At 44.9% G+C, this 12,519-nt stretch carries 11 protein-coding genes; 6 read left to right on the forward strand and 5 right to left on the reverse strand.

Going from position 1 to position 12,519, the window contains the following annotated elements; genetic code table 11:
- The first annotated feature begins 228 nt into the window (after nucleotides 1-228).
- Both ACYVI9_RS08560 and idi read left to right on the forward strand, forming a co-directional pair.
- A complete protein-coding gene (locus ACYVI9_RS08560; RefSeq protein WP_460763349.1) occupies nucleotides 229-1,116 on the forward strand; it encodes a dienelactone hydrolase family protein in 888 nt (295 codons plus the stop codon).
- 40 nt (nucleotides 1,117-1,156) lie between these two features.
- A complete protein-coding gene (gene idi, locus ACYVI9_RS08565; protein ID WP_460763351.1) occupies nucleotides 1,157-1,666 on the forward strand; it encodes an isopentenyl-diphosphate Delta-isomerase in 510 nt (169 codons plus the stop codon).
- Here the strand turns inward: idi and asnS are convergent.
- Nucleotides 1,663-3,162, reverse strand: coding sequence for an asparagine--tRNA ligase (asnS, locus tag ACYVI9_RS08570; RefSeq protein WP_460763354.1), 1,500 nt, complete (start codon nucleotides 3,160-3,162; stop codon nucleotides 1,663-1,665). The two genes, idi and asnS, sit on opposite strands and share 4 nt — an antisense overlap.
- Before the next feature lie 248 nt (nucleotides 3,163-3,410).
- Here asnS and rho point away from each other — a divergent pair, with 248 nt between their 5' ends.
- From rho to ACYVI9_RS08585, 3 genes are all read left to right on the forward strand, one after another.
- Entirely contained in the window at nucleotides 3,411-5,165 is a 1,755-nt protein-coding gene (rho, locus tag ACYVI9_RS08575; protein WP_460763356.1) for a transcription termination factor Rho, read from the forward strand.
- Nucleotides 5,166-5,320: 155 nt separating this feature from the next.
- Nucleotides 5,321-6,559 carry an MFS transporter gene (locus tag ACYVI9_RS08580; RefSeq protein WP_460763359.1) on the forward strand — a complete coding sequence of 413 codons (1,239 nt, stop codon included), beginning with the start codon at nucleotides 5,321-5,323 and terminating at the stop codon, nucleotides 6,557-6,559.
- 92 nt (nucleotides 6,560-6,651) lie between these two features.
- Complete coding sequence (locus ACYVI9_RS08585; RefSeq protein WP_460763362.1) at nucleotides 6,652-7,386, forward strand: NUDIX hydrolase; 735 nt, start codon at nucleotides 6,652-6,654, stop codon at nucleotides 7,384-7,386.
- A 13-nt stretch (nucleotides 7,387-7,399) separates the two neighbouring features.
- On the opposite strand, the gene ACYVI9_RS08590 is transcribed toward ACYVI9_RS08585, so the two are convergent.
- Nucleotides 7,400-7,714, reverse strand: coding sequence for a hypothetical protein (locus ACYVI9_RS08590; RefSeq protein ID WP_460763365.1), 315 nt, complete (start codon nucleotides 7,712-7,714; stop codon nucleotides 7,400-7,402).
- A 688-nt stretch (nucleotides 7,715-8,402) separates the two neighbouring features.
- Between ACYVI9_RS08590 and nadA the strand changes: the two genes are divergently transcribed.
- Entirely contained in the window at nucleotides 8,403-9,413 is a 1,011-nt protein-coding gene (gene nadA / locus ACYVI9_RS08595; RefSeq protein ID WP_460763367.1) for a quinolinate synthase NadA, read from the forward strand.
- Nucleotides 9,414-9,431: 18 nt separating this feature from the next.
- Here the strand turns inward: nadA and ACYVI9_RS08600 are convergent, their stop codons facing one another.
- From ACYVI9_RS08600 to ACYVI9_RS08610, 3 genes are read right to left on the reverse strand one after another with little or no spacing between them, the layout of a single operon-like run.
- Nucleotides 9,432-10,154 (reverse strand): 3'-5' exonuclease, encoded by a 723-nt coding sequence (locus ACYVI9_RS08600; RefSeq protein ID WP_460763370.1) that lies wholly within the window; start codon nucleotides 10,152-10,154, stop codon nucleotides 9,432-9,434.
- A 21-nt stretch (nucleotides 10,155-10,175) separates the two neighbouring features.
- Nucleotides 10,176-11,258, reverse strand: coding sequence for a mannose-1-phosphate guanylyltransferase (locus ACYVI9_RS08605; protein ID WP_460763373.1), 1,083 nt, complete (start codon nucleotides 11,256-11,258; stop codon nucleotides 10,176-10,178).
- A 2-nt stretch (nucleotides 11,259-11,260) separates the two neighbouring features.
- Nucleotides 11,261-12,223 (reverse strand): KpsF/GutQ family sugar-phosphate isomerase, encoded by a 963-nt coding sequence (locus ACYVI9_RS08610; RefSeq protein ID WP_460763375.1) that lies wholly within the window; start codon nucleotides 12,221-12,223, stop codon nucleotides 11,261-11,263.
- Nucleotides 12,224-12,519 lie beyond the last annotated feature (296 nt).

Consider the following 12,519-nt stretch of genomic DNA (forward strand, 5'->3'; position numbering starts at 1 on the left):
GTATGCTGTTAATTGTTACCCATGAAGTACCCTACCAGTAGCATATTTACTCCCTACGCCGGCATTACCCGGATCAGGTTTCGGAAACCGCAGCTTCCCTGGGTATGATCTCAGCCCGTATTTCAATTCCCGGATCAACAGGAATAAAGGCACCCCATGAGTGCTGCAAATATACAAAGATTCCAGCCGCCCGGATTTTTCGTATATTTAATTACGAAAATTGCTCCTATGCCGCAACTCAAAAAAGAAGATATCCGTCAGGAGGTCTTCGATCTTTATGATGATTATGCCCATAGCCGGATCAACCGGCGGGATTTTGTGCAAAAACTATCGCTGTATGCTGTAGGCGGACTCACGGTCAGCGCTTTGATGAGTTTTTTAATGCCGGATTACCAGCATACCCTGGAAACAAAAGCCGATGATCCCCGGCTGCAGCAAGAATACATTCAGTATGATTCTCCGGAAGGCGGGGGTAAAATCCGGGCCCTGCGGTGCCTACCGGCCGGCGCCGGCAGCAAAAAGGGTGGGGTGCTGGTCGTACATGAAAACCGGGGCCTGAATCCCTATATCGAAGATGTGGCCCGAAGGCTGGCCCTGGCCGGATTCGTAGCCCTGGCTCCGGACGCGTTGAGTCCCCTGGGCGGTTATCCCGGCACGGATGATGCGGGCCGGGCGCTCCAGGCCAAAAGGGACCGGGATGAAATGCTGGAAGATTTTATCGCCGGTTACCGGTATCTGGCTCAGGATCCCCATTGCAACGGTAAAGCGGGGGTGGTAGGTTTCTGTTTCGGCGGCTGGATTTCCAATATGATGGCGGTGCGGGTGCCGCAACTGGCCGCCGCAGTGCCTTTTTACGGTGGGGCACCTCCGCTGGACAAAGTGGCGGATATTCAGGCAGCCCTGCTCCTGCATTTCGGGGAACTGGATACCCGGGTAAATGCGGGCTGGCCGGATTATGAAGCGGCGCTGAAAACCCACCACAAGCAATACAGGGCTTATATATATCCCAAGGCCAATCACGGCTTTCACAATAATACCACCCCCCGTTATGATAAAACGGCGGCAACCCTGGCCTGGCAGCGAACCATTGATTTTTTTAACCAGTATTTGAAATAGGGCAGCACCGCATCCCGAACAGGCAAGCTATCTTCGCCGAATGACAGCAGCAACCGATTTTGTAATCCTGGTAGATGAAAATGACCGGCCTCTGGGCAGCATGGAAAAAATGGAGGCCCACAGACAGGGTCGGCTACACCGGGCATTTTCGATACTGCTCTTTAATGACGCGGGTGAATTGCTACTGCAAAGACGTGCTTTTTCCAAATATCATTGCGGGGGTCTGTGGACCAATACCTGCTGCAGTCATCCACGACCGGGCGAATCAGTAGCTGACGCCGCCGATCGCCGGCTCCGCGAGGAAATGGGCATCGAATGCGCCCTGGCGCCGTCTTTTGATTTTATCTATCGGGCCCGCTTCGACAACGGCTTGACCGAGCATGAATTCGATCATGTGCTTGAGGGCCGCTTTACCGGGACGCCGGCGGTAGATCCGGCAGAAGTGGCGGAATGGAAATACATGAGCCCGGAAGCCCTGAAAACGAGCATCGCTGCGCATCCCGAAACCTATACGCCCTGGTTTCGGTTAATTGTTGCAAAAATTTTCTAAAATTCTGCGGATTTCGGGGTACGGGGAAAAGGAATTACATCCCGGATATTGCCCATACCGGTAACAAACTGAATCATTCGCTCAAAACCCAGTCCAAAACCCGAATGCGGAACGGTACCGAAACGGCGGGTATCCAGGTACCAGGACATTTCCCGGGGATCGATATCCATGGCTTTCATTTTCTCTTCCAGCAGTTGCTGGCGCTCTTCCCGCTGGGAACCACCCACGATTTCACCAATGCCCGGGGCCAGAATGTCCATGGCAGCAACCGTTTTGCCATCCTCGTTCATCCGCATATAAAAAGCTTTTATGGAGGCGGGGTAATTCATCAGTATGACCGGTTTCTTAAAGTGTTTTTCCACCAGGAATCTTTCGTGTTCACTTTGCAGGTCCATACCCCATCCGGTGATCGGATATTGAAACTTTTTCTTTTTATGATAATTACTATTGGACAGAATTTCTATCGCTTCTGTATAGTCCAGACGCTGAAAATCATTGTTCAGTACAAATTCCAGTTTCTCAATCAATCCCATTTCAGCACGCTTTTCCTGGGGCAGTTGTTTTTCTTCCGCCGCCAGACGGGCTGCCAGGAAATCCAGGTCTTCGCGGTTATTTTCCAATACGTAACCGATAATATATTTAATAAAAGCTTCTGCCAGATCCGCATTGTCCTGCAGGTCGTAAAAAGCCATTTCCGGTTCAATCATCCAAAACTCAGCGAGGTGCCGCGCCGTATTGCTGTTTTCCGCCCGGAACGTAGGTCCGAAAGTATATATTTCTCCCAGGGCGGTAGCGCCTAATTCGCCCTCTAACTGACCACTAACAGTTAAATTGGTCGATTTTCCAAAAAAGTCCTGGCTAAAATCAACGGAACCGTCTTCTGTTCTTGGGGTTTGGTCAAAAGGCAGGGTGGTAACCCGGAACATTTCACCGGCCCCTTCGGCATCACTGGCGGTAATAATAGGCGTATGCAGATACACAAAACCTCGCTCATTAAAAAACTGATGCACCGCAAAAGCCAGGGCGTGCCGGATCCGGAAAACGGAGGCAAAAGTATTGGTCCGGAACCGCAGGTGGGCTTTTTCCCTTAAAAATTCCAGGGAATGCTTTTTGGGCTGGAGCGGATAGTTTTCCGGATCACTGTCACCCAGTATTTCTATCGTATCGGCTTTGAGCTCCATTTGCTGGCCCTTCCCCGGTGATGCGACCAGTTGGCCCGTCACTTTCAGCGAGGCTGACGTGGTTATTCTTTTCAACAACGCTTCATCAAACTTACCCAGTTCAGCAACGACCTGTAAATTGGTATTGGTACTTCCATCATTCAGGGCAATGAACTGATTATTGCGAAAAGTACGTACCCAGCCCATTACGGTCTGTTGCTGATCGGACCAGGCTCCCGGATCTTTTGATAAAATTGTCTTAATTTTTATTCTTTTCTGAAACATCACGCTGTTTTTTCGGCGGCAAAGATAGCCATGATTCACGGATTTTGCCATTGGCGTACCATTTTGGCTCCCTGAAAATGCCTTTGAACAGCTCTCGGAGGTGCTTTTCCCCAAAAAACCATTTTTTTGTATTTCTCAGAAATCCTTTATTTTCGCAGAAGAAATGACCTAAGGCTTGTGATCATCTCTAAGAGTTATTGATTTTCATTTCAATAATAGGATTACCCAAAAAACAAATTTTCGATCAATCTCATTAATCAGCATACTAAAGCCGGTATGGATTAATTAAGTTTACCCTTATGTACGATATTCTACAATTGAACGACATGCTCGTTCCTGAGCTGTTAGACATTGCCGATCAACTGAAAATACCTAACGCCAAGAAACTGAACAAGCAGGATCTGATTTACCAAATCCTGGACAACCAGGCCATTGCCGGTTCCAAGAGTTCCACAAAAGATGATAAACCCAAAAGAAAGCGTATTGTAAAAGCGACCACCGCCAATATGACCGAAGAAGCTTTTGTTGAAGATGACGGGCTCGAAGAAGAAGCTGATCAGGAAGACAAGAAAGCCAAGGCACCGGCTAAGAAAGGAAGGGCTGCTGCCAAGAAGAAAACGGCGGCGAAAAAGAAAACTTCAGAGCAAAAAGAAGAAGCTGACACAAAAGAAGAAACTGAAGATAAAAAAGATAAAGCGGCGGCTGAAAAGTCGGCCCCGGCCAAAAAGAAAGCTGCGACTACCGAGGAACCAGCATCCGGTGAACAGCAGGCGCCTGCTGAAGAAGGCAGCCTGGATCCACTGACTGCAGCATTTATTGAACAGGCTTTCAAAGCCACCGAGAAATTTACCAACCCCACGCCGGTTGCAATTATTGATGAGCCCCAGTCCAAACCTTACCTGGGCCGTAAAGAACAGACCTCTAATTTTAATGTGGAGTTTGATGGGGTTATATTAAGTGAAGGTGTGCTGGAAATGATGCCCGACGGATATGGATTCCTGAGGTCATCAGATTACAATTATCTTTCCAGCCCTGATGATGTTTACGTTTCTCCTTCCCAGATAAAGTTATTTGGTTTAAAAACAGGAGATACCGTCCATGGCGCCGTACGCCCGCCGCGGGAAGGTGAAAAATATTTCGCTTTACTGAAAGTAGATACGATCAACGGTAAAAGTCCTGAAGAAGTAAGAGACCGGGTACCTTTCGATTACCTGACGCCTTTATTCCCTTACGAAAAACTGAATCTGTTTACCCGTCCTTCGGATTTGTCTACCAGAATCATTGACCTGTTTACCCCCATTGGTAAAGGTCAGCGTGGTCTGATTGTGGCCCAGCCCAAAACAGGTAAAACCATGTTGTTGAAAGCTGTGGCAAATGCCATTGCTGAAAATCACCCTGAATGTTATCTGATTGTGGTACTGATCGATGAGCGGCCGGAAGAAGTAACAGATATGGAACGCAGTGTTAAGGCAGAAGTCATTGCCTCTACTTTTGACGAACCCGCTGAAAAACACGTAAAAGTGTCTACGGTAGCTTTACAAAAAGCAAAACGTCTGGTGGAATGTGGTCATGATGTAGTAATTCTGCTGGATTCCATTACCCGTCTGGCCCGTGCGCATAATACCGTATCACCCGCATCCGGGAAGGTCCTGAGTGGTGGTGTGGAAGCCAACGCCATGCAGAAACCTAAACAGTTTTTCGGTGCAGCAAGAAAGATAGAAAACGGCGGCTCTCTTACCATTCTGGCTACTGCCCTGATTGATACCGGCAGTAAAATGGATGAGGTTATTTTTGAAGAATTTAAAGGTACCGGTAATATGGAACTGCAGCTGGACAGAAGACTGGCCAATAAGCGGGTTTACCCTGCGATTGACCTGACGGCTTCCTCCACCCGCCGTGATGACCTGTTGCTGGAAAAAGAAGTACTCCAACGCATGAACCTGTTGCGCGTTTACCTGGCAGATATGAAAACCGAAGAAGCAATGCAGGAATTACTCCGCCGCATGAAAGGCACAAAGAGCAATGAAGAGTTTTTGGCAAGTATGAATGGTTAACATTCCATTTAAACAGCATGCAAGCCCGGTACCTTCAACGTACCGGGTTTTTTTGACAGCATTTCCAGGTAGCGCTCAGGCCTTTAAAAGCGATCGAAATCCTTTCCGTTAGGATCCGCACAAAATTTTATTGAAAACACTCCAGACCCTCGCTGATGAAAAAGATTTTTAATTTATACTTCCTTTCCTACCGTGGGCTATCTGCTCCGGCCTGGATGCTGGCAGCGGTAATGCTGATTAACCGGACAGGCGCGATGGTGCTGCCTTTTCTGGCCATCTATATGCACGAGTCCCTGCATTTCAGTATCTATGAAACCGGAATTGTATTGAGTTTTTTCGGACTGGGCTCCCTGTTGGGAAATATAACCGGTGGCTGGCTGACCGATCGTTTCGGCAACTTCAGGGTCCAATGTTTCAGTTTGTTTGCGGCAGTACCCTTCTATATCCTGTTGAGCCGGCTGGAGACACTGACTGCTTTAACCATTGGTGTCTGCTGTCTGTCTTTCATCACCGATTTGTTCCGACCTGCCAATGCAGCAGCCATCACCCACTATGCGCGGCCTGAAAATATTACAAGGGCTTTTTCGTTGAACCGGATGGCGATCAATCTGGGTTTTTCGTTTGGACCTTCGCTGGGCGGACTGCTGGCTGCAAGATCCTATGATCTTTTGTTTTGGGGCAATGCCTTCGGTTCGCTGATTGCCGGACTGCTTTTTTACAGCTATTTTAAGGATGTACGTCCCCGGGAAAACGCCAAAGTCACGGCTAAGATCGCCGACAGAAAAAAATTGGGGCCTACGGCGTATCAGGATAAGCCTTATCTGCTGTTTGCCTTCATTTCTTTATTATATTTTATACCTTTTTGTCAGTTACTCAATGCGATTCCGCTGTACCTGGACAATAAGGTGCATCTCACCAAAACTGCAATCGGTCTCCTGATGGGTTATAGCGGCTTTATTATTGTTCTGACCGAAATGGTGCTGGTCAGCTTTGCAGAAAAACGCTTTCCTATCTATACGACCCTCATGTGGGGCAGTTTTTTCTGTATCCCAGCCTTTATACTTTTCAGCCTGAACCCGGCACTTTGGGTATTGTATCTCGCCATATCACTTATCAGTTTGTCCGAAATTCTGGTACTGCCTTTTATGTCTACGGTAGGCGCCCTGCGTGCTTCCGGCCATAATAAGGGTTCTTATATGGCGCTGAATTCCCTGGGATTCTCCGCTGCTTTTATAATCACCCCGTTTTTATCTACCACTATTATTGAACATTGGGGTTACAAGGTCTTATGGATGGCCGATATTCTTCTGATCCTGGCAGCCCTGGCCGGATTGCAGCTACTGAAAAGAAAGATGCCCTTACGCCTGCCTGTTCAAGGTGACACCCAGGGCTGAACAGATTAAATCTGCCTGAAATGATGGAGAATCTTTTTATTTTTTGGTGAGATCAGATTTTTATAGCTTAAATACCATTAAAAAAATTAGATTTGTTAATACATTCTTTGCCTGTGATTAAAGAGAAAAGAAATTCTAAAATTAAAAAAGTTGCCGCTGCCGTTGATTGCATCGTATTTGGTTTTGATGGAACCCACCTCAAAATTTTACTGATCAAAAGAGGCTTTGAGCCGGAGCAGGGTAAATGGAGCTTAATGGGTGGCTTTATCCAGGAAGCCGAAACAGCCGAAGAGGCTGCTGACAGGGTATTAAAGAAATTAACGGGACTGAGCGGTATCTATCTGGAACAATTCAAAACATTTTCACACCCCAGGAGAGATCCGGCCCAACGCACTATTTCTATCGCCTATTTTGCTTTATTGGATATCAATAAATACCGGGAATCCATTACTGATGAATTCGAATCTGAATGGTTCCCGATCAATGATTTTCCCCCGCTGATTTTTGATCACAATGAAATGGTGGTACTGGCCAAACAAAGATTACAATACAAGGCAGCTTCGCATACCATACTTTTTGAACTGCTCCCGGAGAAATTTACACTTCCCTTGTTACAGAATCTGTTCGAAGATGTTTTCAATACAACTTTCGATAAGGGAAACTTCAGCAGAAAAATGCTTTCAACCAAATTGTTGATAAAGCAAAAAGAAAAAGACAAAAGCAATTCTAAGAAAGGAGCTTATTACTATAAAATTGATAAAAAGCACTACCAGCAGAATTTGCATAAAATCCTGAAATTAGTACCTAATCCCAACGATTTGATTTAAACGGTATTGCTTGCTAACTGGCAGGTTGCGAGGAATTTTCTCCGGTAGCTGCCGTATTATCTTTTTTACCAAAAATATCCTGCATCCATTTTTCAGCATCTGGAAAATGCTCTTTAATGGCATCGGTGCCTTTGGTAGTCAGTTCTGAAAAATAATCCTTCGCCTGTTCTGCCGTTTTTACCGCGTCTTCTTTCAGATTGTTGGCCTTTTCTTTCAGACTGCTGATCATTTTCTCCTTTTCTTCTTCACTCATACTGGCATATTTACCCGCAGCCAGTCCCGCCAGTGCGCCCAGAATAAAAGTGGCAATGTGTTTGTTGTTTACCATAATATCGCTGATTTTACTTAAAATTAATGATTCCGAAGAATTTTGTTATTCTGTGGGTGTTAAATTCTTCCCGATTTTCGAAATTAAGTGGTTGAAATTTTCAAGGTCTTCGATCGCTTTCAGTGCTTTGTTACCGGAATATGAACTAGCGCCAACCGGTCAAGAACCAAATACAGCATTTCCGGTCGGTTTTAGGCAGTTAATTCTCGTATAATTAGGGAACTTATCCCCATTGGAATGTGAATGAAGCAATAAAACTGTGGATATACCCCTGTGGAACGTTCGTATGAAACAGTGTTATTTGAAAATAAAATCCACAGAATTAAACGCTGGTCCCCGCGATGTGGGTAGTTCTAAAATTATACGCGGTTTATGCACAGCAACCAGACCAGGATGGCTCAATATTTTATGCCCGGACCGAGATTCACAATTATGTGAATAATCGCGGCAAACGCCCCGGTACTGCGATTCCCTAATGTTAATTTGTCATAAAATTCTGTGGAAAACATATAAAGGTTAATTTTGCATTAGTAGTGAAAGTTAAGTTCTCCACTAATGCACAGTCCTAATAATAATAGGTTTTATTTAAATATTATATTATACTTATTACTATAAGACCATGAAAAATTAAGTTTGGAAAAACCGAAACTTGCATTGTATCATTGCAAAGATTTTAAAAGTTTATGTCATGAACGGAGTGGAATTACAGGTAGCAAAACAGCAACTCGATGAAAAGGGATTTCTGGATTTGGAGATCGATCCCCGACTGGATTTGTTTGAAGAAATCAATAAACTGAAGCGGGAGAAGAATGCTGTAATTCTGGCGCATTATTATCAGGAGGCTGATATCCAGGATATTGCGGATTATATCGGGGACTCACTGGGTCTGGCCCAGGAAGCTGAGAAAACCAATGCGGATATGATTGTTTTTGCCGGCGTACATTTCATGGCGGAAACGGCTAAAATTCTGAATCCCACAAAGAAAGTCGTGATCCCTGATTTCAAAGCCGGTTGTTCACTGAGTGACAGCTGTCCGCCACCGCTGTTTCAACAATTCAAGGCTGCTCATCCGGATCATGTCGTCGTCAGTTATATCAACTGCAGTGCCGGTATCAAGGCATTGAGCGATGTGATCGTAACCAGCAGCAATGCACGGATAATTGTCGAAAGTTTTCCGGAAGACCAACCAATTATTTTTGCACCCGACCGCAATCTGGGTGCTTATATCAACAAGGTGACAGGAAGGAATATGCTGTTATGGGACGGTGCCTGTATGGTACACGAGATTTTCAGTATGGAGCATATCACCAAATTGAAAATGCAGCATCCGGAGGCTAAATTTATTGCACATCCGGAATGTGAAGCGCCCATTTTAAAAATGGCAGATTTTGTGGGTTCCACGACAGGATTGTTAAAATATACCATCGAAAATCCTGCACAGGAGTTCATTGTAGCTACGGAAACAGGTATCCTGCACCAGATGGAAAAAGCCAGTCCGGATAAAAAGTTTATACCGGCGCCCCCCGATAATGGTTGCGCCTGTAATGATTGTCCCCATATGAAACGAAATACCCTCGAGAAAATCTATCTCTGCATGAAATATGAGCAACCCGATATTGAGATGGAAGAAAGTTTGCGACTGGCTGCTAAAAGGCCTATCGATAAAATGCTGGAAATAAGTAAAGCAGCAGGGCTTTGACGGGAGAGGTTCTCAGGTTTACTTGATTTCTATGTCAGATTCAGCAATCAGGGGTTCGGATGAAAATTTGAGAAAGACCTGCGCTAAAGTAATCACGTCTTTTTGACAATAGATGATGATGCGATCCATATTTTTTTCTTCGTAATATACTTTAGCAACCATACTGCCGTCGATATCATCCTTTGGAGTGGGTATGCCCAGGGTCTGGGCCAGAAGGTTTAAAGATATAAAATACCTCAGGTCTCCGAATTTCCACAGTTCCATAGTATCCAGATGCCGGATTTCCCAAGGTTTTTTCCCTGCAATATTCAACAGTGCGGGCAATGGCATGTCATTGATAACAAGCCGGCGGCAGATATAGGGAAAATCAAAATCCTTCCCATTGTGGGCACATAGATATTTCTGGTCATTATTGCTCCATTTTTGCAGCATCTCAGAAAACTGCCTGAGTAACAATTTCTCATCATGACCCGCAAAAGATTTAATGATCAGGCTGCGGCCTGAAGCGGATTCCTGAATGACGCCACAACTGATACAAATGATCTTTCCGAATTCCGCATAAATACCCGCCCGGTCATAAATCGAAGCCGGGGTTTCAATTTCCCTGTTCCTGGAAATAAGACCTGCCTTATAGTCCCATAGCTGTTTCCAGTTATCCGGGAGCGCCGCATAGTTTTCCTGTTGCGGCACCGTTTCTATATCCAGAAACAGCAATTGTTGCAGTGAATATCCGGAGATCATATGGAAGTTTGCCCGTTTTAACTAGAGATATTTATCGCCTTTATGACGTTTTACTTCACCCACAAAATCCTTTATTTCCTGTTCCTTATCTTTTTTACAGATCATTAATACATCGTCGGTATCCACAATAATGTATTCTTCCAGTCCCTGTACCAGAACGAGTTTTTTATCAGGTGCATGAATGACGCAATGATGGGTATCAAAAACCATTACTTCCGAGCCGACAACGGCATTATCGAAATAGTCTTTTTCCATATTGGTATGCACACTGTTCCAGGTGCCCAGATCGCTCCAGAAAAAGGTGGCCGGAATAATGTATACATTGGAAGCTTTTTCCATGATCCCAAAATCAATAGATATATTAGTGCACTGTGCGTATATTTTTTCAATCGATTTTTTCTCTTTGTCTGTATTGAAAACTTCGCGGTCGGTATAAAAAAGTTCATACATTTCCGGTAAGTGTTGCTCAAATGCGGACAAGATGGTTTTACATTTCCAGGTAAAAATGCCGCTGTTCCATAAGAAATCACCGCTGTCGATAAAAGCCTTTGCGATTTCAATATTGGGCTTTTCAGTAAAGGTTTTCACCTTATAGACGCCCGGAGCGGCTTCCGTAGGTTCGTGTTGGATATACCCATAACCTGTATTGGGATGTGTGGGACGGATACCCACGGTAACCAGTGCATTGATATGGGATACAAAATCCAAAGCTTTTTGCATCACTTCTACAAAATTCTCATTATCCGGAATATGGTTATCTGCCGGTGCGGCGATCATCACCGCATCGGGATTCATCTGCTGTAATTTGAATGAAATATAAGCAATGCAGGGTGCGGTATTCTTCCGGTAAGGTTCTACCACGATATTTGCCGCGGGCAATTCATTGAGTTGCTCTTTTACCATGGATTCATAACCTTCCGAGGTAACCACATAGATATTTTCCACCGGTACAATGGTTTTATACCTATCGAATGTGGCCTGAATCAGGGTTTGTCCCGTTCCAAGAATATCCAGGAATTGTTTGGGATAAGAACTGCGGCTTTTAGGCCAGAAGCGACTGCCAATACCTCCGGCCATGATCGCTACATAGTGATTTTTATTCATAGCTAAATTAATCCTTCTTTTAAGAGATCATGAATATGAATGATCCCCATATAATGATTGTTGCGGGTTACCGCCAGTTGTGTAATCGCATTTTTACGCATCAGATCCAGTGCAGAGATGGCCAGTTCTTCCGGTAGGATGGCCTTTGGCTGACGGGTCATGATATCTTTGGCCGCAATATTTTCAATATCCGTTGTTTTTTCCAGCATGCGCCTGAGATCCCCGTCGGTAATGATACCCATCAGCCCGCCATCAGCAGCCACTACAGCTGTGACACCCAGTCTTTTCCTGGTTATTTCCACAATGACTTCTTTTAAGGTCTGGTCAGGTCCTACCATTGGTTTTTCATTACGGGTATATACATCTGCGACCCGGAGGTATAATTTTTTGCCCAGGGTTCCACCGGGGTGAAATTTAGCAAAATCTCCGTCTTTGAATCCCCGGTATTCCATCAGACAAACCGCCAGGGCATCGCCCATCACCAGCTGCGCCGTCGTGCTGGTAGTGGGCGCCAGGTTATTGGGACAGGCTTCCTGGTCTACAGTGGTATCCAGAAATACATCAGATTGCAGGGCCAGTTCGGATTGGTTATTCCCGGTAATACCAATCAGCTTATTACCGAAATTTTTTACCAGTGGAATCAATGCCTTAATCTCGGGACTGCTGCCGCTCTTACTTAAGATAACGACAACATCTTTCTCCTGGACAATACCCAGATCGCCATGCAGGGCGTCTGCTGCATGCATAAAGATGGAAGGGGTACCGGTGGAGTTTAAGGTAGCGACGATTTTTTGGGCAATGATTGCGCTTTTACCGATACCGCTGATAACTACCCGGCCTCGGCAGTGAAGCAGCAGTTCAATTGCTTTTTCAAAATTTTGATTGATAAGCTTCTGTAGATCAGCTATTGACGCTGCTTCCGCAGCAATCACCCGGCGTGCAATATCTATTGGATCTGGCGGCATAAGTAAAAGAAATGCTTAAAATGCAAAAGTATCATTTTAAAAATCATTTACCACCGATCTTTGCAAGTAATACAGGTCTATAGAACGAAAATCCTTTTGGGATATTATTTCTTTCAGGATTTTCATCAGGTGCCTGCAACACCTGATAAACCACGATGTTATCAAAACTTTATTTTTTTATTATCAATAAGTAGTGTATCTTTTTACGCTAGTTTTTTAGAACACATGCATATATATATATTTTAACAATGGGAGTGAAATCGACGAAAACGGCTCCAAAAAAATCAACAAAATCT

The sequence above is a fragment of the Niabella terrae genome, from assembly GCF_054783135.1.

Coding starts and splice junctions, on each gene's coding strand:
- ACYVI9_RS08560 (WP_460763349.1), top strand. CDS start 229: ATGCCGCAACTCAAAAAAGAAGATATCCGTCAGGAGGTCTTCGATCTT.
- idi (WP_460763351.1), top strand. CDS start 1,157: ATGACAGCAGCAACCGATTTTGTAATCCTGGTAGATGAAAATGACCGG.
- asnS (WP_460763354.1), bottom strand. CDS start 3,162: ATGGCAAAATCCGTGAATCATGGCTATCTTTGCCGCCGAAAAAACAGC.
- rho (WP_460763356.1), top strand. CDS start 3,411: ATGTACGATATTCTACAATTGAACGACATGCTCGTTCCTGAGCTGTTA.
- ACYVI9_RS08580 (WP_460763359.1), top strand. CDS start 5,321: ATGAAAAAGATTTTTAATTTATACTTCCTTTCCTACCGTGGGCTATCT.
- ACYVI9_RS08590 (WP_460763365.1), bottom strand. CDS start 7,714: ATGGTAAACAACAAACACATTGCCACTTTTATTCTGGGCGCACTGGCG.
- nadA (WP_460763367.1), top strand. CDS start 8,403: ATGAACGGAGTGGAATTACAGGTAGCAAAACAGCAACTCGATGAAAAG.
- ACYVI9_RS08600 (WP_460763370.1), bottom strand. CDS start 10,154: ATGATCTCCGGATATTCACTGCAACAATTGCTGTTTCTGGATATAGAA.
- ACYVI9_RS08605 (WP_460763373.1), bottom strand. CDS start 11,258: ATGAATAAAAATCACTATGTAGCGATCATGGCCGGAGGTATTGGCAGT.
- ACYVI9_RS08610 (WP_460763375.1), bottom strand. CDS start 12,223: ATGCCGCCAGATCCAATAGATATTGCACGCCGGGTGATTGCTGCGGAA.